The sequence below is a fragment of the Paenibacillus validus NBRC 15382 genome (assembly GCF_004000985.1).
GTDB lineage: Bacteria > Bacillota > Bacilli > Paenibacillales > NBRC-103111 > Paenibacillus_G > Paenibacillus_G validus.
Genome location: NZ_BIMH01000027.1, coordinates 20,853 through 39,773, shown reverse-complemented (window position 1 = coordinate 39,773; position 18,921 = coordinate 20,853). Strand labels below are relative to the sequence as shown.

The following is an 18,921-nucleotide window of genomic DNA, read 5'->3' as shown; positions in this document are numbered from 1 at the left end:
GGTGGCCCGCACCATCGCCACGCCGCAGGCGGGCGCATTGTAGTCGCCGGCAAGCCGCTTATGTGGACGACTGTTTTTTGACCACCGTAAAGTTATCCTCAAGCAGCAGCCAGTTTTGAGGAAAGCTCAAGCCCAGCTTCCAGTAGCTGACTCCCCGCAGCTCCAGCTCTTTCACTAAGTTGAATTTCGCCTGGATGGAACGCGCGTCCTCGAACCAGACGACGTGCTGTTTCCGGTTCGCATCCCAGTACGAAAAATGAGGCGCTTGTTCCTTCGCATCGTACTCGATCCGGGCCTTGTTAGCCCGGGCTAGACGGATGGCCTCCTGCGGGCTGACCGCTTTCGCATAGGCCCCGCCTGGAACGTAGGGCAGCGTCCAGTCGTAGCCGTATAGGTTTTGCCCCATCATAATTTTGGAGCCGGGCATTTCCGTGAGGGCGTATTCCAGGACCCGGCGCACCGGACCGATCGGGGAGACGGGCATCGGCGGGCCGCCGCTGTAGCCCCATTCGTACGTCATGATGATAACGAAATCGGCGATCTCGCCGTGGGCCTTGTAGTCATGGGCGGTGTACCACTCGCCGGTTTGGGCTGCGCTTGTTTTCGGGGCGAGGGCGGTCGAGATCAGGAACCCTTCGCGGTGAATCGCCTCGGCCGCCTTCCTCAGGAAGCGGTTGTACGCCTCTTTGTCCTGCGGGCGCAGATGTTCGATGTCGAAATGAATGTCGCGGAAGTTCAGCCGTTTGGCGGTGGCGATGATGTTGGCGAGAAGCTTGCTCTGCAAGTCTTCGTTGTTCAGTACGGCTTCGCCGAGCTCGGCGCTGAACTGGTCTTTCTCGAGGTTCGTAACCACCATCATGAGCGTGACCTTCTGTTCGGCCGCGATTTGCGGCAGCTCGCCCAGCGGCGGCGCAAGGAGGGTGCCGTCCCGCTGAATGCGGAAGCTGAACGGGGCGAGGTACGTCAGATGCGGGGCGGTCTCGCGCGCCGCCTGGGTCAGGGCGGGGGAGACGCTGTCGCCCCGAGGCTCGATGTAGGCGTTGATTTCCGCCTGACGGCGAGGCGCCGGAGGAATATAGAGCCGCTGGCCGACGGTAAGCGGCTGGTTGACGCTGATCCCGTTGACGGCTGCGAGTCTTTCCGGCGTTATGCCGTACGTTCGGGCGATCTTAAACAGGCTGTCCCCTTGATGAACCCAATAATATTGGCCCACCATCGGGATGACGAGCGCCTGACCGACGACCAGCGTGCTGGCGGTGTCGATTTCGTTCGCTTCGGCGATCGTTTGCACGGGGACGTCATACGTTTGGGATAACTGATAGAGCGATTGTCCGGGTTGAATCACGTGAATTTGCATGCAACCTTCTCCTTTGAAGGAAAATCATCCTGCGGCGGCGCCGCAAAATGCGCTTGGTACAGCATATTCCACGCAGCAACCTTCCATGTCAACGTTAAACGTCCATAAGCATACGGGGTGTCGAAAACTGAAAGTTTGCTGAAATTTCGGAAGAAGTGAGGAAAAAGCTAAAGGTTCCTTCGGCGGCTGACGATAATAGATGAGGCGGGTTTACCAAATCGTGGAGAGGAGAAAACGCGAAAGATGAAGCAATTGCGTGTTCGCATGACCAGATTGTTAATGCTTCTGCTTGGATTTGTAGTGGCGACCAGCGCTTTTGGAAGCGTGAGCGTACGGGCGCAGGAACAAATATCGAGCCTGGTGCTGAATAAGAACGAGCTGTCCCTGGAAGTGGGGGCCACCGCGGCCTTAACGGCTACCGCCGTTTACGTTAGCGGCACGACGGAGAACGTTACTGTGAAGACGGAGTGGAATTCAGGAGATCCGGACGTGGCTTCGGTATACGCCGGTTCCGTGACCGCAAAGAAAGAAGGAAAGGCGGTTATCACCTCCACTTATATGGGCAAGACCGTCATTGTCAACGTGGACGTGACGAAGCGGGTCCGTTCTTTAATTAAAGATAAGCAGCTCATCGAGCTTCGGCAGGGACAATCGGAGCAGATCAAATTGACGGCTTATTACGACGACGGAACCTCCGAAGACGTAACGGCCAAATCCGATTGGAACATCGATAACGGTTCGATTGCGACGGTCGTCAATGGCAACGTGACGGGGCAAAGCTCCGGAAGCACGAGTATTACGGCCAAATATAACAATCAGCAGGTAACCGTGCCGGTCTATGTTGAGATCGTGAAACGGGTGGATCCGGAGAAAACGCAAGTCTCCTTGCTGTTGAACGAAACGGAATCCGTCAAGCTGTTCGCTACCTACCCGGACGGTTCGGTAGAGGATGTTTCGGATAAAGCGGACTGGGAGTCGGATGATGAGACGGTGGCCGACGTCATTAAAGGTAAAATCACCGGATACGGCCCGGGCCAAGCGACGATTAAAGCGGCTTACGGGACCAAGTCGACGACGATCAAGGTCGATGTCGATCAAGCCATGAAGATCGCCCTCGATCAGCAGAGCCTGTTCATGAAGAAGAATGCGACGGAGCAGCTGAAGCTGGTGGCGACTTATCCCGACGGGAGCTCGGAAGACATTACGGGCCGGGCGGAGTGGTCTTCGACCGACGAAGACGTCGTCTATGTCATCAAAGGGAAGCTTAGCGCCAATGAATCCGGGGAAGCGACCGTATCCGCGAAGTACGGGAACAAGACGGTGACGACGCGAGTTGATGTCGACGTACCGCGCAGACTGGAGCTGAGCAAGGAAGATCTTGCCTTGAAAACTGGAGAATCCGAGCAAGTCACCTTGCAAGCTACTTACGCGGACGGGACGGAAGAAGACGTCACCGGACAAGCCGAGTGGAAATCCGACAGCGCCGGGACCGCGGATGTTTCGGGAGGGAAAATAACCGCCTATAAAGCCGGTCGGGCGACCATTACGGCGAAGTATGGCGGCAAGAGCGTGTCCCTGGACCTCTCGGTCGATGTGCCGACCAAGCTGGTTCCAAGCGTGAAGGCGGTCAACTTTCAAGCGGGTTCGTCCGAACAGGTGACGCTGAAAGCCGTCTATGCCGACGGACGCGAGGAAGACGTCACGTCCAGGGCGGAATGGTCAACTGCAGCGGCCGACATCGCCGAAGTTAAACGCGGTCTCATTACCGGCGTCGGCACCGGCGCTACGACGATTAAGGCGCAATTCGGGACAAGATCGATTGCGATTCCCGTATCGGTCGGCGTCTTGAAGACGTTAACGGCCGATAAGACGCTGTTGATCTTGAAGAAGCATGAGGCTTACACGATCAAGCTGACGGCAACGTATACGGATGGGACGAGCCTCGACGTTGTGCAGGACGCGCAATGGAGCACCTCGAACGCGAATGCGGCGACGGTCGAACAAGGCGTCATTACGGCTGAGGGCGCAGGCGAAGCCAAGGTTACCGGCAGCTTTGGCGGTAAATCCGTTACGGTGACGGTTCAAGTGGATACGGCTAACAAGCTGACGGCTGCTCCTTCCATGCTCGCTTTCGATTTGGGCGAAACGAAGGTCATTGCGCTGACCGCGACGGACGGAAGCGGAGTGAGCAAGAATGTCACCGCCGAGGCGGAATGGAAGTCCGGCGATGAGAAGGTCGTTCAAGTCGTGAACGGCGTTGTCACGCCGGTATCCCGCGGCAAGACGACCATTACGGCGGCCTTCGGGGGCAAGACGGTGTCGATTCCGGTGGAAATCGGGGTCGTTCAGTCGCTGGAAGTCGACAGGAAGTTCATTTCGACCAAGAAGGGGCAGTCGGTTCAAATTACGTTAACCGCTCTGCTGTCTGACGGCACGAAGAAGGATGTAACCGATCAGGGCGTATGGAGATCCAGCAGTTATAAAATAGTCGATGTAGCGGGCGGATGGGTTACGGCGGTCGATTCGGGAACGGCGACGGTACTTGTTTCGTTCGGGGGCAAAACCGTGAGCATTCCTGTAGAAGTCGACAAGCTTAAATATTTGAAGACGAATGAAGTTGCCGTGGAGATGAAGAAGGGCGAAACGCTGCAAATGAAAGCCGTCGCTACCTTCTTTGACGGAACCGAAGAGGATGTCACGGTCGAAGGGCTCTGGTCTTCCACGAACATTCGAATAGCGGACGTGAAAGACGGTACCATCAAGGCGACGGGCAAAGGAAAAGCGACCGTTACGGTCACCTACGCGAAGAAGAAAACGACAATTGTGGTGAATGTCGTCAACTAAGCAGGAAGAGGATCCGTTTTGTCTAAGCGGATCCTTTTGCCTTGCCATCCAGCAGGCGCTTGATCCCCAGGCCGAAGAAGACGCCGATGAAGGCGAACAGCATAGGCAGCCATACCGGTCCGAGCAGCACGCCCGCAATTCGGAAGTTCGGGGAGTACACCACGCCTACCGTAGCGAAGAAGGCGCAAAAGACGAACGGAAATGTGGCATTCGGCGATTTTCCTCCTCCAGCATGTTTGTACGCGTCCCAAATGCCGAACATGTATACGCAAGGATAAAACATCAGCCACTGATAGTCCGTATGCTCGATTGATAGCTGAATTCGGCCCTGAAAGCTCTCGATGATCGTTGTGTTCAGATTCGCCCCCATATTGATGGCGAACTCAAGCGCGATGAGGATGATACCTTTGAAGTACTGTCCATTTAGAAATTGGCCGAAACCGGGGAAGGCGATACACCAAAATAAAGATTCGAGAGGGATTTTTTTTGGCATAGAGACGCGTCTCGTACTTACAAACGTGCTAAAGCTTTACGGTCAACAGCGCTGGGCGGCTTCTCCAGCCATCGGTTATTCATCATAATCTCGGCTCCATTTTCGGCAAATTTACTAACTTCAAGCATCAGGCGGTAATAATTGGTGCTGATGTCGCGACGCATGCTGACACCTAACGCCAGTCCGTCCATCATCAAAAACATCCGAGTATAAGCGCTTGCGCTTGGCTTCGGTGCAGACGTCCTGTTCCTGAACCCCGCAGGCAGCTGATACCTAGACTCCTTTCTAAATTACCCCAAATAAACTTTCTTATCCCCCGGCGCAGTGTCAGAGCACCTGATTAGGCGGTTGCCCGGTTGAGGAAGATCATGGAACATGATAAAATAGGACGCAATCCTGCGCGGTTCGAAGAGCCTGAATCGGCGTGTGCGGATAAACATTCGTCTGCCGTCGCACAATAACCCGCGCATAACTTTCGGATAAAGGGCGTGAACACATGCTAAAAGAACCGTTACTCGCGCAATTAAACGATCAAATGAACTTCGAGTTTTATTCGTCTCAAGTTTACTTGGCCATGGCTGCCTACTGCTCGTCGGAAAGCTTCGACGGGTTTGCGAATTTTTTCATCGTTCAAGCGGAGGAAGAGAAGTTCCACGCAATGAAAATTTTCCATTTTATCAATACGCTCGGCAAACGCGCGTTGGTAACCGGCATGCCTGACGTGCCAAACGAGTACACGTCGATGCTTGATACATTCGAACATGCCTTCGCCCACGAGCAGGAGGTCACGAAGCGCATCTACGCTTTATCGGATTCGGCCTGGAACGACCGCGAGCATGCGACGATCAACTTCCTGAAATGGTTTATCGACGAGCAGGTGGAGGAAGAAGCAACGTTCGATAGCATCATTCAGAAGCTGCGCCGCATCGATAAGGACAGCAACGCGTTCTACATGCTGGACGCCGAACTCGCCCAGCGCACGTTCACACCGCCCGCGGCCGGCGAAGCTTAAACGGTTCAATCAAGAGGCTGTTCCTCCAGCTTTCACTGAGGGGGCAGCCTCTTCGTTTGGCGGCTTGCGTTAGACAAGCCATGACGGCAAGCATCGGCCTCCGTTCTTTCTTTATATATATCTTGCAAACGATTTCGCGAGTGTGATAGATTTTAGTATAAATGGAAATGATTTGTATATTTATATGGGCGTGGGGAGAAACCAACGAATGAAAAAGCTCAGAACCATCCGCAACAAAGTGGTAAAAGCGACCGCAACCGCGGTTATCCTGGCGACGTTGTCGGCGCCTGCCGCTTACGCCGGAGCTGCCGAGGATCGCGGCGTCATCCCGGCCGTCATCGACAAAACGACATCCTCGGTGGTTGCCATCATCGGCAAGCCGACGGACAGCAAGAAGGTATGGCAATCGAGCCGTTACAATCTGGCGCACGGCACCGGCGTAGTCGTTCGAAGCAACGGATATATTTTAACGAATGCGCACGTGGTCAAAGATATGCATAACATAACGGTCGTCACTTCCGACGGCAAGTCCTATACGGGCAAGACGACCCATTACGACGAGGAGAGCGACTTGGCGCTCGTCAAGATCGAAGCGACCGGATTGTCCGCCGCCACGTTCGCCAGCCCGACCGACATTAAGGTCGGCGAGCCGGTCATGGCGATCGGCACGCCGCTGTCCTTCACGCTGCGCAATTCGGTTACGTATGGAATTGTCAGCGGCATGGAGCGTTCCGTGCAATCGAAATATCAGCTCATTCAAACCGATGCGGCGATCAACCCGGGCAACAGCGGCGGGGCGCTCGTCAACCTGAAGGGCGAAGTGATCGGCATTAATACGCTGAAGTACGTAGAGTACGGCGTCGACAGTCTGGGCTTCGCCATCCCGATCGATACGGTGCAGCACGTGCTCGACCACTTCTTTAAATACGGCAAGGTGAAACGTCCGTATCTTGGCGTCGAGCTTGGCGAGAGCTGGGAGGCGGTCGTCGGCATTCCGTCCGGCAACGGGCTGGAAGTGACGTATGTGGAGCCGGATTCACCGGCGGCGAAAGCGGGCGTGAAGCAGGGCGACGTCTTGATGGCGATCGAAGAAGCCAAGACAAGAACGCTTGTGGAATATAATGAGGCGTTAAAGAAATTTTTGCCGGAGCAGAAGGTGAAGCTGAAGCTGCAGAACGCCGCCGGGCAGAAGGTCGCCGAATTGACGCTTGGCGAGGACGAGTCCAGCGCGACTTCGCCGGAGCAAGAGGCGGACGGCTCTTATATCGATGCGGACCAAGGCAAGACGCATATCGGCGACAGCCACTACGGCTGGTCAATGAAGTATCCGGCGGGACTGATCAAGGTTGATCAATCCTCCGACGGCGAAAGCGTATCGTTCGCCGATTCCAAGGGAGAGTTCGCGATCAACATCAACATCCAGGAGAAGCAAAGCGTCGATCTGTCGCCGCTTGGCCTGCTGCGCAAGCTGAGTGACAACCAATACGGCAACACCGTACTGGAGAAGCAATATGTCGAGCAGGAGCCGGACAACTATGCGAAATTAATCGGCAAACGCGAGTTCGGCGACCAGTTTTATCAGGTTCGGGCTTATCAGAAGGCTGATAAAATTTTCTACATCACACTGGCTGTCAAGAGCGGGGAACTGTACAACAACAGCTTCAAGCGCAACAGCTATAACGATTTGCTCGATTCGTTCGTGCTTTCGTATGACGCTGACAATGGCGGGCTCAAAGACATCTCCGTCTATCAGACCCAAGACACGGTTACGACGCCGTATGGTCTCATGTTCGACGTACCGGCGGAGTGGAGCGGCCGCGAATGGGGCGGGGGACTGACCTACCGAAGCGAGGACGAGGAGAAATCGTTATCGGTTCAAGTGACGTCAGCCGCTTCCGGCGATACGTTGAAGGCATGGGCTAACCGCGAGGAAAGCCGGTTTACGGATCGATATGTGGCCGACTACCGGAAGGTGAAGGGCGCTGAAGAGACCGAAATCGCCGACGTCGCCGCCATCGAGAACCGCTACTCCTATACGATGGGCGATAAATGGGAGCATATGCACGTCATTTACTTGATCAAAGACAAATACAAGTACGAATTGATAACGACCTACCCGGAGGACGCGAATCAAGAGGAAATGAATGAAGTGATAGCCGATTTGAAGAAATCGATCCATTTCCCGAAAGAAGCGACCAACCCTTCGCTCGGTTTTATCCAAGACGAAGACGATCTGCTCGACCTGAACAGAACATCGACATACACCAACGAAAAATACCGGTACTCCGTGAAAGCGCCGGAAGATTGGACCGGCGGTTACGACGACGAGAGCGGCTCGGATAGGAAGACGTTCCATTTCGAGGGCGGCAGCTTCACGATTACCGCCGACGATTCCAGCGACCTCCAGGACGAGGTGAACAGCTTGGAGCAGGACTACAAGAAAAGCGCCGAAACGGACGCCAACTACAAATACACGGTAACGGATGAGAAGCTGTTTGATACCGATGTGAAGAAATACGCGACGCAATACAAGAGCCGCAACGTGCCTTACACGCAGAACGAGTACGTGTTCGAGAAGCACGGCATTGTGTACACGGTCCGCTTGCGTCTGAATGATGCGGTCAAGACCGACGAACAGTGGAAGCGTCTGAACGATGCTTTTTTCACGATGCACTTCAAGGATAAATAAGCTTGGCATCTCTTTAATCGCACCTCGCTTGCCGGATGTCATCCGTTAAGCGAGGTGCGATTGTTTGATTTGAGGAGTGAAGCGGGCTGTACGGCTTGTACCCGATCGTTGCCCAGCGGCAACGCCGTGCGGCAAAATGACGGCGCTTGACGGAGGGCGGTTATTGTGCCCCTTGACAGACCGTTGGTCGGTATGTATACTGAACTTATTAACAAACCGACCGACGGTCTGTATCTGGGGCGGAAAAGAAAAGTTTGTACGGTCAATCGGCGGCGCCCTGCGCGAACTTCACTTTAAAGGAGAGTATAAATCTATGTCCCCACGCTTCAACCCGTTTGCACGGATCAGTATGGCCATTGTCGCCTACTTCGTCTCGATGTTTGCGTTTCTCGGCGTATTGGCCGTTATGGACCAGCTTGAAAGGGTGCGAACGGAATACGCTTTTCTCGCTTCTATGAACGTTCTCGTCGGTCTCTGGCTCACTGCGGCTGTATTCGCCGCATACAAGCTGCTCGACCGCGGCCGGCCGTTCCGGCTCGGCTTCGCCGTACGCCGCAAGGATCTGGCCTTCGCCGCTGCGGCGGTAACGGCGTCGATGACGACCGCCATCGTCTTCGCCTTCGCGGCGGCAAGCCGGGAGCCCGGGCTAGGCACCGTGTTCCGGCTCGAGAAGTTGGGCGACACGGCCTTCCTGGGTGCCGCGGCGTACGGCTTCCTGGGCTGGCTCATCGCCTCCATGCAGGAAGAGGTGCTGAATCGCGGCTACATGTTCGCCAATCTGCACCGGCTGCGCCCGCTCGGGATGCTGCTCGCCGCCTCGTTCCTGTTCGCGCTGACGCATATCCCGACGAAAGGGCTGCACATGTACCCGCTGCTCATCCATTTCATCGGAGGCCTGTGTTACGGCTACGTCTACTTGAAGAGCGGCTCGCTCTGGATATCCTCCGCCGTGCATGCGGCGCATAACTGGGCGCTCGATCTATGGTTCAACGACGATTACGGCGTATCGCTCGTCTCGTTCGCCGTACCGCTGACGGATGGGACTAAGCTGTTGCAGCAAGCGCTGCTCGTGTTTCTCATCCTCGTGCTGACCTACGGGTTTTACGGCCGGAACGGCATCTGGACGCCGGCGGACAACTTGAACGCGCTATGGACGGCGGATCGTCATCGCCCCCACCCTCATCGGGGCGGGATTCGACAAGGTTCAGCGGCATCGGCCGACACGGCATTGTGAAAAACCGACCGTCGGTATATACTGGCTTTATATGTACTTCAGGCAGGAGGTCATTAACGTTATGGTTCAACCCTCGCCCGTAAGCGCGAGCTTTCAGCTCATTTTAGACACCGCTGAACAACTGATCCGGGAGAAAGGCTGCCGGCAAACGACGCTGCAGGACATCATCGACCGCTCCGGACTATCGAAGGGCGCCATCTACCACTACGTCTCCGGCAAAGACGAACTGTTCGGGTTAATTTTGAAATCGCGAATGGAAGAAGTGAACGTGAAGTTTTTCGAAACGGTAGCCGATCAACAGACGGCGAGCGTCAACCGGCCGCTGCAGACGATTGCCGAAGGAATGGCTCGCAGTGCCGAGCATCTGGACGTGTCCAACAAAATTTTCATCTATTTGCTCGGGCAAATGGACAACCCGAAGGTAGCCGGGCTCGTACGCGGCATTTACGAGCATACGTTAGCCACCTCCAGCAGGTGGATCGGCGTTGGTCAGGAGAACGGCGTCATTCCGCCGTCAGTAGATGCGCAGAAAATGGCTATGATGTTCGTCACTTTCTTATATGGCATGCGGGTGCAGAGCGTGATCGATCCGGAGCGCGATGCGCTGGCGCTTGGCGATATTTATCAGATGATGTTCCGTTCGCTTCAATAAAGGGATGGAACGATGAACCCAAAACCCCCTCCATCGTAACGTGAACGATAGAGGGGGTTTTTTTGGCGTTGCGCTATCCCGTCAACAGCGGCTCCGCCGCCAATGTCTTCGGCTCAAAGGGCAGACGAATCGTGAACGTCGTACCTTGACCTACGATGCTGTTCACTTGGATGCGGCCGCCGTGATTTTCGATGATATTGTAGCTGACCGTCAAGCCGAGGCCGGTCCCGTTTTCCTTCGTCGTAAAAAACGGCTCTCCCGGCTTCCGCAGCTTATCCTCCGGAATCCCCGGACCTTCGTCCCGTATCGCAATGGCGACGCCATCCGCGTCAGAATCGATGTCGATGGCGACGCGGCCGTCGACAGGCGTGACTTCGAGCGCATTTTGGATCAGGTTGATGAAGACCTGCTTGATTTGGTTCTCGTCGCAGTATATTTCCGTTTCGGCCGCCCGGCGCTGGAACTCGATCTCGATATTGTTCATGATCGCCCGAGTTTGCAAGAGGGCGACGATCTGCTCAATCGTATCGACCAGATTATATTTGCGGAATTGAACGTTGGGCGGCTTGGCCAACAGGAGCAGCTCGCCTACGATTTGCTCGATCCGGCGCAGCTCCTCTTCCATAATCGACAAGTAGTAATTTTTCTTCCTTACTTTGATCCATGCGCCCTGAACGTCAACGATCGATTTTCCTACGAAATCATAGAAGAAAGCATTTTTGTATAGTTGCAGTTCCTTTTCTGCGGTGGTTGACATGCAGGATCTCCCGACAGTTTTTACTTATATTATCCACTATAGGGATAAAAAGGGGCAAGTGGAATTTGTGGAGGAAGTGCGGCGCAATTTGGCAAGGATCAACAGAAGATGGAAAAAATTGACGATTTTTCATTGTCTTTTCGATCGGGACGGCTATAATGAAAGTAGATCCTAAAGCAGCGAAACAACTCTGAAATCGCAGTCGGCAAGAGCTTGATTCGCGACGAATCGGCGCATGCGCGATGACAGGAAACGACTTTTTGGAGGAACAAACGGATGACCCGACAAAGCAGCATACCTCTTACGAGCAAGTTCCATGTGCAGAACGGTTCGCATATTTTGTACTTTTACAACGATACGGAGAAATATATCAGCAATGCCGTTTCGTTTATTATTATGGGGATCAATCTGGATCAACGGGTTATTATCATCGATACGTCCGACCATTTTGAGAGGATGACAGAGGCGCTGCGGCAAGAAGTGACGGATGAACGTATCCGCCAGTACGTCCATTACATCAATCAAACCGAATTTTATGACATGCACGAGGATTTTCATTTCTCCCGGATCTTGTTGAATTTGAACCAAATTATCGCCCCCTACTTAGAAGATCAGGTCGATATGCGGCTGTGGGGGCAGGTGGGCTGGAAAGAGCAGCCGGACATGCCGGAGAAGATTCATGCTTATGAACATGGCTGTGACATTTCACTGAGCGGGCTGGGGTTTGTGACCGTTTGTGGGTATGATGCTTCGAACGTAAACGCGGCTGTTCTTTTGGAAGCTATGAAAACGCATCCATACTTGATGACCGATGACAAGTTGGTGTTGTCGAGTCTTTATAACCATAAATCGAATCATGCCGTGACTTATCCGGCGCTGGCCGTACAGAAGGAAATGGAATCGGAGATGGATTTGTACAGGCAGAAGCTTGATTTTGTCCATGTTGTCTCCCATGAGGTTCGTAATCCGCTGACGGTTATCAAGGCCTATTCCTCGCTGCTGATGAGCAAGGTTCAGGATCAGGAGGACCGCGACAAGCTGAAGGCGATTCGCGACTACGTTGCGTTGATCGATAATGAAATTTCCCATATCATCAGCACGGAGCAAATGCTGACCACCGACGCGCTTTGGCGGCGCAGGCTGACCGTCCCGAAGGAGCTGCTGCTGGACGTGATGGAGATTATGGAGGTCAAGGCGAGGACGCAAAATATCGCGCTGCACCACGAGATCCGGTTGAATGGGAGGGAGACGCTGCTGAGCAATGCGACGGGCTTTAAACTGATCGTGTCGAACATTATCAGCAATGCGATCAAATACAGCGACGAGGGCAAGCCGGTTGATTTCAAGGCGTATAGGGAGACCGGGCAGCTGGTGCTCGTCACGCAGGATTATGGCGTCGGCATGACGGATAACCAGCTCAGCCGATTGTTTCAAAAGTATGAGAAAACGAACGAGCAGCGAGGCGGACAGGGCATCGGACTGTTCATGGTCAAGCAGCTGGTGGAGCACCACCACGGCGATATTACCGTAGAGAGCCGTCTCGATGAGGGCACGAAGGTGACGGTCCGGCTGCCGATGCAAGGGTAGGCCAAGGTGCTCCGGGGGGCGTCGTTGTCGCGCCTATAGCTGAACGATGATGCGTAATATCTTTCGTAGCGAGCCTGGACATTACTTAGGCAGTCCGCTTCGCTGCGTAAAGGGCCGGAGACGAACAGACGCCGTATCCGCTTCCAAGGTTCGGTGCAGCACCCAGTATAGCGAGATCGTGATGCAGGCGCCGAACAAGATGTCCGTTGCATAATGCGCGCCCATGACGATGCGGCTCAACGAGGTGCACGACGCCCACACAATGGCGCAGCCCCATGCCGCATAACGCCAATAGGCGCGGACGCCTGCGGCGGCGACATAGCCGGGCAGCAGCAGCATCGTCCAACTGTTGGCGGCATGGGCGGACGGGAAGGAGAGGTTGCCGTTCGGTCCTTGCGGCAAGTACCAGGCGGTGAAATTGGAATGATCGGGCAGCAGATCCCGGAAGCGGATGCGGCCCCACCCCCACTTCAACGCATGCACGGCGGCAAGCTCGGCCGCTACGAGCAGCAGCGAGAGCAGGGCGGCCCGTTCGAAGCGGGCAAGATACTCCGCCGACAAGCGGGCGAGCAGTCGCTGCACGAGCAGGGCAGCAGCCGCCACGGCCAGCAGCGAGAGCAGGGCGTGTAGGCCGGTCGGCTTCACATGAAAGGCCCGTTCTGCGGTCATGTGCAAGATGGCGTAGCCGGCCGTCACATTCGCCGCGAGCAGGGGCAGCCGAAGCGTAAACGACAAGCCGTCTTTACGCAGGCGCGAACTAGCGAGCAGGAGGTGAGAACCGGCCCAAGCGAACAGAACGGCCGGATGCTCGCCGTAAACTTCAAAGAACCTGGCCCATTGCGAGCTTGTGTCCGCCAGCATCCGTGATAGATACAGGTCGTTCGGCCCCAGCAGTAAGGCCAGTCCTCCCCATAATGCCAGGAAAGCAAGCGGAAGCGGGGCGCTCCAAGATCGATTTCGATTGAACATGAGGTTATGGTCTCCTCGGGCGGATTTGGCTGGGCAACGATCGGGTATTTGTTATTTAGTATAAACGATGACCTTCGGGTAAAGTAAGTCCTTCTTGTATACGATTACCGGAAACGGTGCATAGTAAAAGTCAGCTGTACACCCGGCAAGCCGGCATCTACATGTACGGAGGTGATACGAATGACTTCGAGCCGAAACCATCAAGGCGCCCACGGCATCGGGCAGACGGAAGAGCAGTTGAACCGGCAAGCGCAGGCGGCAGAAGCGATCCAAGGCAAGAATGAAACGGATCAGAGCATTATCGCGGAAGCGAACCGCAGCGATTCGGAATTGGATGAAATCATCGAAAGCTAACCGGTCTCTCGGTAAGGGCACGGAAGGAAGGACCTTGAACGCAAGGTCCTTTTTGGCTTGGCAGGAACGGGCTTTTTCGGCTGCTTTCGTATACAATGGAAGCATTCCCGGCCGGTACGGCCGGCCAGAAGGAGCCGATGATGTTGGAGCCGCAAGCTCGTTATGTATATACATTCGCTTATCACGAGGACGAGGCCTCGTTATGCGCGCTGGAGCAGCGCGTTTGGTTCGGTGTGCAGGACGCCTCGCCCTGGATTGAAAGCGAACTCGGTTTGGACCTCAGCCGGAGTCCGTTCATGAAGCAGCGCCTCGACGTCATGTTCGAAGGAGCTGCGGTCGAAGAGGTCGCGGAGCGGGCGAGCGGGATCGATCTGAACGGCGATACGTTCAAGGTGATCTATGTGCCCGCAGATGAGCCGGCGGCTTACGAGGAGCGCCGCGCTCTGGAGCGACAGGTCGGGGCCCGGCTGCGCGGGAAGGCGGAGATGCGAACGCCGAAGCGGACGTTCGGCTTAGCCAAGCTGAAGCATCGCTGGGTCTTCGGCGAGCTGTCGGAGAACGCGGCGGTATGGCTGCGCCACAAGGATAGGCCGCGTCCGTACTCGACGGCGCTGAGCACTCGCGTGGCCCGGGCGATCATGAATATCGCCGTTCCGCAGCCGGCGGGAGTCCGCGCCGTGGATCCGTGCTGCGGCATCGGTACGGTGCTGATCGAGGCGCTGTCGATGGGAATGGACATCGAAGGCTTCGATGTCAATCCGCTGGCGGTGCGGGGCGCACGCGAGAACCTTCGCCATTTCGGCTATCCGGACGTCGTCAAGCTGCGGGATATGCGCGAAGTGGAGGGCGGCTACGATACGGCGATTCTCGACCTGCCGTACAATTTGTGCTCGAAGCTGTCCGAGGACGAGCAGCTTGACCTGCTCCGCAGCGCCCGGCGAATGGCGCAGCGCGTAGTCGTAATCGCTATCGATCCGATCGAGCCGTCGATCCGGCTGGCCGGCTTAACGATTACGGACGGCTGCATCGTCAAGAAAGGCTCGTTCGCCCGCTATGTCACGGTATGCGAGCGATAACTAGTCGTCAGAAAACAGATAAGCCCGGGGATGAGCGCCCGCCCGTCCAAACGAATCCCGACCAAGTCACATATCCTGCACTATCGTGACCAGAGCTGAACGGGAGGGAAGTCTATGTGGATAGAGGTAGTAGCGGGCTGGCTCGCTGCGGGGCTTGCCGCTTTTGCCGTCTTGCTCCGGCTGTTGGAAGCAGGGTCAGACCAAGCGAAGCCATCGCCTGGCGAGATCGAGCTGCGCGGGGGAGACGGCGGCGATTCCGGGCAGGAGCGGCCGATGGCCAGCGGGCAGGAGGCCGACTAAAAGCTGAGCCGGTTCAGCCGGCCTGGCGCTCTAGTGGTGATAGCCGGACAGACCGATGCAGGTCTGTCCGGCTTTGGCATGCGCCTGAAGGAGAGGATGCCATAGCCGCTAGTAAAGGTCGTATAGAGATGCAGGATTTGGAAGGAAGGTCATGTAGAAGGACGGGGGGCCTAATGAGCCCGACGACAGACGAATGAGAACCAAGCAGAGAGAAATGATAAGAAGATCCTCTCATTAACGGAGGCTCAATGAACAAATCGGAGATGGTTCCTGGACGATTCAGGAATGTCTCCTCTTTTTTCTTTGGGTTCGAAAGGTCTCCCTTGCAAAGATGTTTAAGCGTAGTTATTGATGTTTAGTTTTCGTTATTTCGGATCAGAAGGCGATCAGGTATGCTGAATCTTGTAAGAAAGCCTTTTCAAAACAGAGATGAAATAGGAGGTCTATTCATGAGAAAATCTTGGAGTCGTTGGATGGGCGTTAGCGCGTCCGTACTTGTAGCGGCAAGCTTGGCAGCAGGCTGCGGACAGCAGCAAGCAAGCGAAGCGCCGGAAGCTGCCAAGCCGGCCGCCAAACCTTTTGAAGGTAAAAATATTACACTGGTTACCGCGAACCATCCTTGGAACGATGCGATTAAGCCGCTCATTCCGGAGTTTGAAGCCGCAACCGGGATGAAAGTTAATGTACAGAGCTTCTTCGAAGACCAATTGACGCAAAAGCTGACCGTTCAGTTTACTTCCGGATCGGCTACCCCGGATGTGTTCATGTACCGTCCGCTTCAGGAAGGCAAGCTGTTCTATAAGAACGGCTGGGTTTCTCCGCTGGATGAATACCCGCAGAAGGATGCCAGTTATGATTTTGCCGATTTCTCCAAATCGGCCGTCGGCAGTGTGACGGTGGACGGGAAGCTGGCGGGTATTCCGATCATTACGGAGCAAGAGATTTTGTATTACCGCAAGGACCTGCTGCAAAAAGCGGGAATCGCCGTGCCGAAAACGATTGATGAGCTGGTGGCGGCCGTGAAGCAGCTGCACGATCCGAAGAACGAAATGTACGGCTTCGTTGCCCGCGGACAGCGCTCGCCGCTCGTCACGCAAGTGTCTTCCTTCCTGTACTCGGAAGGTGCGGACTTCTCGCAAGGGGACAAAGCGACGATCAATACGCCGGAAGCCATTAAGGCATTCACGACTTACGGAACGCTGCTTAAGGATTACGGTCCTCCGGGCGTACTGAATATGTCTTGGCCGCAAGCCTTCGGTATATTCGCACAAGGTAAAGTGGCGTTCCTCACGGATGCGAACTCGCTTTACAAGAACCTCACGGACGCGGAGAAATCGAAAGTGGCCGATCAAGTAGGCTTCGCGGTATTCCCGGGCGGCAAAGCCGGTTCCAAGCCGTATAACATCACTTCCTGGGGACTGGCAATGAATTCGAAGTCGGCTAACAAGGATGCCGCATGGGAGTTCATGAAATGGGCGACCAGCAAGGAAATCGTGTTGAAAACGCAGCAAAAAGGCAACCCTGGCGCACGCGCATCCGTTTGGGATAACCCTGAAGGCACGACCGGATTCCCGGCGGAACTGGTTACGGTCATCAAGGAAAGCGTGAAGGGCGGCGTAGACCATGACCGTCCGACGGTCATCAGCGTAGGAGAAGCCCGCGACGCTGTAGGTGAAATCGTACAGCGGGTTATGGCTGGCGAGACCAACCTTCAGGATACTGCGGATAAAGCAAACGCGGCGCTGCAAGCGATTATGGATAAAGACAAAAGCAAGTAATTTCCGCTCGGCTGTACATGAAGGGGGCCTCTATTGGCCCTCTTGATGTTACCGGCCATTGTGCAACAAAACGAAGGAAGGGTGGATTTTCATTATGCAGTACAGCTGGTTTGATCGACACTTGAAATGGATTTACACGCTTCCGGCCGTGTTGTTCGTCCTGCTTATGATGTTGTTCCCCATTATCTATACGGTGCGGATCAGCTTCTTCGAATGGAGCATGTCCGCTACGACGCCTCCGAAATGGGTCGGACTGGCCAATTATTACGCCTTGCTTCAGGATGAACGCTTCTGGCATGCCGTTGGCTCGACATTTTATTTTACCTTGGTGGCACTTGCTGCCGAAGTTATTCTCGGCGTTGCTATTGCTATGCTGCTTTCCCGCAATTTCATTGGTAAAAATCTGGTAAAAACCGTATTCCTGCTGCCTATGGTTGCGACGCCGGTCGCGATGGGTTTGGTTTGGATGCTGATCTACGAGCCGACGATCGGCGTCGCCAATATGATGCTGAAATCGCTTGGCTTCGAGCCTCTGCTGTGGCTAGCTTCACCGAGCCAGGTCATCCCTTCCCTCATTATCATCGACGTATGGGAGTGGACGCCGATGATCGCGCTGATCGTGATGGCGGGGATCGCGACACTGCCGAGCGATCCGTATGAAGCGGCAGATGTGGACGGAGCCAGCGCCTGGAGGAAATTCGTCTCCATTACGCTGCCGCTGCTGCGGCCGACGATCTTGGTTGCCACGATGCTGCGCTTGATCGATGTGCTGAAAACGTTCGATATTATCTACGCAACGACGCAGGGGGGACCTAACTTTGCCTCCGAAACGCTGAACCTGTACGGCTACGTACTGGGCTTCCAGTACTTTAAGCTGGGTATGGCTTCCGCGCTGCTTGTCCTGTTCTTCCTGCTGGTGATGGGCTTGACGTTATTGATGATCTGGATGCGTAAACGATTGGAGGGAGCGAAATGAGGAAAAAACGGCGGTTGGGAGTGAACCTGCTTCTCTCGGCATTAACGTTTCTTGTATTGGTCGTGTTTGCCTTCCCGTTTCTGTGGATGCTGCTCGCCTCCTTCAAGACGCAGGCCCAGATAATGTCCAGCGATCATTTTTTTGCATTCACGGCGAGCGCTAAGAACTATGCCAGCGTGTTTAAGGAATATGACTTCTTGAAGTTTATCGTCAACAGCTTAATCGTGGCGCTCGGGTCCACGCTGCTCTCGCTGCTTCTCGGCTTGCCCGCGGCTTATGCGATTGCCAGACATCATCTGCATAAATTGGGGATGGTGATCCTGGTGGCGAGAATTATTCCGGGTATCACGTTCCTCATTCCGTGGTTTATTTTGTTCTCCAGCATCGGCATGGTCGATAGCTACACAGCGCTTATTTTGAGCCATATGCTGGTCGGCTTGCCTTTCATTATCTGGATTATGATTTCGTTCTTTGAAGCGCTCCCTACGGAAATTGAGGAAGCGGGCTTGATCGACGGATGTACGCACCACCAAGTATTTATGCGCATTATTTTACCGATCTCCGGCGCCGGCGTCATTACTTCGTCGCTGCTGTCGTTCATTTTCTCGTGGAATAACTTTATGTTCTCGATCATTCTGGCGGGCGACAAAACGAAGACGCTGCCGATTGCGGTATTTAACTTTATGTCCTATTCGGAAATCAACTGGGGCGCTCTCATGGCGGCCGCCTGCATCATCACGCTGCCCGTGCTGATTATCGCACTGCTCGCGCAGCGCTACATCGTAAGCGGTATGGCTGCCGGCGCAGTTAAGGGATAACAGCCCTGGAAAGGCTTAAGGAGAC

Annotated in this window: 17 protein-coding genes; 12 read left to right on the top strand and 5 right to left on the bottom strand. The window is 55.0% G+C overall.

Features of this window, described 5'->3' with window-relative positions:
* Positions 1-58: 58 nt before the first annotated feature.
* Entirely contained in the window at positions 59-1,357 is a 1,299-nt protein-coding gene (locus tag PVA01S_RS17120) for a glycoside hydrolase family 18 protein (RefSeq protein ID WP_127608618.1), read from the bottom strand.
* A 243-nt stretch (positions 1,358-1,600) separates the two neighbouring features.
* On the opposite strand from PVA01S_RS17120, the gene PVA01S_RS17115 reads away from it, so the two are divergent.
* Positions 1,601-4,201: an Ig-like domain-containing protein gene (locus tag PVA01S_RS17115; protein WP_236595752.1), complete on the top strand. Its 2,601-nt coding sequence runs from the start codon at positions 1,601-1,603 to the stop codon at positions 4,199-4,201.
* A gap of 22 nt (positions 4,202-4,223) precedes the next feature.
* On the opposite strand, the gene PVA01S_RS17110 is transcribed toward PVA01S_RS17115, so the two are convergent.
* Together PVA01S_RS17110 and PVA01S_RS17105 are read right to left on the bottom strand one after the other, a co-directional pair.
* Positions 4,224-4,694, bottom strand: a complete 471-nt coding sequence (locus PVA01S_RS17110; protein ID WP_054797654.1) for a hypothetical protein — start codon at positions 4,692-4,694, stop codon at positions 4,224-4,226.
* 17 nt (positions 4,695-4,711) lie between these two features.
* Positions 4,712-4,888 (bottom strand): DUF3231 family protein, encoded by a 177-nt coding sequence (locus PVA01S_RS17105; protein ID WP_236595753.1) that lies wholly within the window; start codon positions 4,886-4,888, stop codon positions 4,712-4,714.
* Positions 4,889-5,190: 302 nt separating this feature from the next.
* Here PVA01S_RS17105 and PVA01S_RS17100 point away from each other — a divergent pair, with 302 nt between their 5' ends.
* The 4 genes from PVA01S_RS17100 (at position 5,191) to PVA01S_RS17085 (ending at position 10,281) form a co-directional block, all read left to right on the top strand.
* Complete coding sequence (locus PVA01S_RS17100) at positions 5,191-5,706, top strand: ferritin (RefSeq protein ID WP_127608616.1); 516 nt, start codon at positions 5,191-5,193, stop codon at positions 5,704-5,706.
* Between the two features lie 208 nt (positions 5,707-5,914).
* A complete protein-coding gene (locus PVA01S_RS17095) occupies positions 5,915-8,395 on the top strand; it encodes a S1C family serine protease (protein WP_127608615.1) in 2,481 nt (826 codons plus the stop codon).
* Positions 8,396-8,708: 313 nt separating this feature from the next.
* Entirely contained in the window at positions 8,709-9,629 is a 921-nt protein-coding gene (locus PVA01S_RS17090) for a CPBP family intramembrane glutamic endopeptidase (protein WP_164751870.1), read from the top strand.
* Between the two features lie 61 nt (positions 9,630-9,690).
* The gene (locus PVA01S_RS17085; RefSeq protein WP_054797656.1) at positions 9,691-10,281 is read left to right on the top strand and encodes a TetR/AcrR family transcriptional regulator; all 591 of its coding nucleotides are present in this window, start codon (positions 9,691-9,693) and stop codon (positions 10,279-10,281) included.
* 73 nt (positions 10,282-10,354) lie between these two features.
* On the opposite strand, the gene PVA01S_RS17080 is transcribed toward PVA01S_RS17085, so the two are convergent.
* Positions 10,355-11,038, bottom strand: coding sequence for an ATP-binding protein (locus tag PVA01S_RS17080; RefSeq protein WP_127608612.1), 684 nt, complete (start codon positions 11,036-11,038; stop codon positions 10,355-10,357).
* Positions 11,039-11,314: 276 nt separating this feature from the next.
* Between PVA01S_RS17080 and PVA01S_RS17075 the strand changes: the two genes are divergently transcribed.
* Positions 11,315-12,625, top strand: coding sequence for an MEDS domain-containing protein (locus PVA01S_RS17075; RefSeq protein ID WP_127608611.1), 1,311 nt, complete (start codon positions 11,315-11,317; stop codon positions 12,623-12,625).
* 81 nt (positions 12,626-12,706) lie between these two features.
* Here the strand turns inward: PVA01S_RS17075 and PVA01S_RS17070 are convergent, their stop codons facing one another.
* Positions 12,707-13,594 (bottom strand): phosphatase PAP2 family protein, encoded by an 888-nt coding sequence (locus PVA01S_RS17070; protein WP_127608610.1) that lies wholly within the window; start codon positions 13,592-13,594, stop codon positions 12,707-12,709.
* Between the two features lie 180 nt (positions 13,595-13,774).
* Here PVA01S_RS17070 and PVA01S_RS26720 point away from each other — a divergent pair, with 180 nt between their 5' ends.
* The 6 genes from PVA01S_RS26720 to PVA01S_RS17045 all read left to right on the top strand — a co-directional run bounded on the left by PVA01S_RS26720 (position 13,775) and on the right by PVA01S_RS17045 (position 18,896).
* Positions 13,775-13,948, top strand: coding sequence for a hypothetical protein (locus PVA01S_RS26720; protein WP_164751869.1), 174 nt, complete (start codon positions 13,775-13,777; stop codon positions 13,946-13,948).
* A gap of 95 nt (positions 13,949-14,043) precedes the next feature.
* Positions 14,044-15,024, top strand: a complete 981-nt coding sequence (locus tag PVA01S_RS17065) for a TRM11 family SAM-dependent methyltransferase (RefSeq protein ID WP_244932978.1) — start codon at positions 14,044-14,046, stop codon at positions 15,022-15,024.
* 114 nt (positions 15,025-15,138) lie between these two features.
* Positions 15,139-15,324, top strand: coding sequence for a hypothetical protein (locus PVA01S_RS17060; RefSeq protein ID WP_127608609.1), 186 nt, complete (start codon positions 15,139-15,141; stop codon positions 15,322-15,324).
* A 449-nt stretch (positions 15,325-15,773) separates the two neighbouring features.
* Complete coding sequence (locus PVA01S_RS17055) at positions 15,774-17,102, top strand: ABC transporter substrate-binding protein (protein ID WP_127608608.1); 1,329 nt, start codon at positions 15,774-15,776, stop codon at positions 17,100-17,102.
* A gap of 94 nt (positions 17,103-17,196) precedes the next feature.
* Positions 17,197-18,078, top strand: coding sequence for a carbohydrate ABC transporter permease (locus tag PVA01S_RS17050; RefSeq protein WP_054797680.1), 882 nt, complete (start codon positions 17,197-17,199; stop codon positions 18,076-18,078).
* Positions 18,075-18,896, top strand: coding sequence for a carbohydrate ABC transporter permease (locus PVA01S_RS17045; RefSeq protein ID WP_127608607.1), 822 nt, complete (start codon positions 18,075-18,077; stop codon positions 18,894-18,896). Before PVA01S_RS17050 ends, PVA01S_RS17045 begins: the two co-directional genes overlap by 4 nt.
* Positions 18,897-18,921 lie beyond the last annotated feature (25 nt).

What these genes read in the sequence shown, in the direction of transcription:
- PVA01S_RS17120 (WP_127608618.1), bottom strand. Translation starts at nt 1,357, where the DNA reads ATGCAAATTCACGTGATTCAACCCGGACAATCGCTCTATCAGTTATCC.
- PVA01S_RS17115 (WP_236595752.1), top strand. Translation starts at nt 1,601, where the DNA reads ATGAAGCAATTGCGTGTTCGCATGACCAGATTGTTAATGCTTCTGCTT.
- PVA01S_RS17110 (WP_054797654.1), bottom strand. Translation starts at nt 4,694, where the DNA reads ATGCCAAAAAAAATCCCTCTCGAATCTTTATTTTGGTGTATCGCCTTC.
- PVA01S_RS17105 (WP_236595753.1), bottom strand. Translation starts at nt 4,888, where the DNA reads ATGATGGACGGACTGGCGTTAGGTGTCAGCATGCGTCGCGACATCAGC.
- PVA01S_RS17100 (WP_127608616.1), top strand. Translation starts at nt 5,191, where the DNA reads ATGCTAAAAGAACCGTTACTCGCGCAATTAAACGATCAAATGAACTTC.
- PVA01S_RS17095 (WP_127608615.1), top strand. Translation starts at nt 5,915, where the DNA reads ATGAAAAAGCTCAGAACCATCCGCAACAAAGTGGTAAAAGCGACCGCA.
- PVA01S_RS17090 (WP_164751870.1), top strand. Translation starts at nt 8,709, where the DNA reads ATGTCCCCACGCTTCAACCCGTTTGCACGGATCAGTATGGCCATTGTC.
- PVA01S_RS17085 (WP_054797656.1), top strand. Translation starts at nt 9,691, where the DNA reads ATGGTTCAACCCTCGCCCGTAAGCGCGAGCTTTCAGCTCATTTTAGAC.
- PVA01S_RS17080 (WP_127608612.1), bottom strand. Translation starts at nt 11,038, where the DNA reads ATGTCAACCACCGCAGAAAAGGAACTGCAACTATACAAAAATGCTTTC.
- PVA01S_RS17075 (WP_127608611.1), top strand. Translation starts at nt 11,315, where the DNA reads ATGACCCGACAAAGCAGCATACCTCTTACGAGCAAGTTCCATGTGCAG.
- PVA01S_RS17070 (WP_127608610.1), bottom strand. Translation starts at nt 13,594, where the DNA reads ATGTTCAATCGAAATCGATCTTGGAGCGCCCCGCTTCCGCTTGCTTTC.
- PVA01S_RS26720 (WP_164751869.1), top strand. Translation starts at nt 13,775, where the DNA reads ATGACTTCGAGCCGAAACCATCAAGGCGCCCACGGCATCGGGCAGACG.
- PVA01S_RS17065 (WP_244932978.1), top strand. Translation starts at nt 14,044, where the DNA reads ATGGAAGCATTCCCGGCCGGTACGGCCGGCCAGAAGGAGCCGATGATG.
- PVA01S_RS17060 (WP_127608609.1), top strand. Translation starts at nt 15,139, where the DNA reads ATGTGGATAGAGGTAGTAGCGGGCTGGCTCGCTGCGGGGCTTGCCGCT.
- PVA01S_RS17055 (WP_127608608.1), top strand. Translation starts at nt 15,774, where the DNA reads ATGAGAAAATCTTGGAGTCGTTGGATGGGCGTTAGCGCGTCCGTACTT.
- PVA01S_RS17050 (WP_054797680.1), top strand. Translation starts at nt 17,197, where the DNA reads ATGCAGTACAGCTGGTTTGATCGACACTTGAAATGGATTTACACGCTT.
- PVA01S_RS17045 (WP_127608607.1), top strand. Translation starts at nt 18,075, where the DNA reads ATGAGGAAAAAACGGCGGTTGGGAGTGAACCTGCTTCTCTCGGCATTA.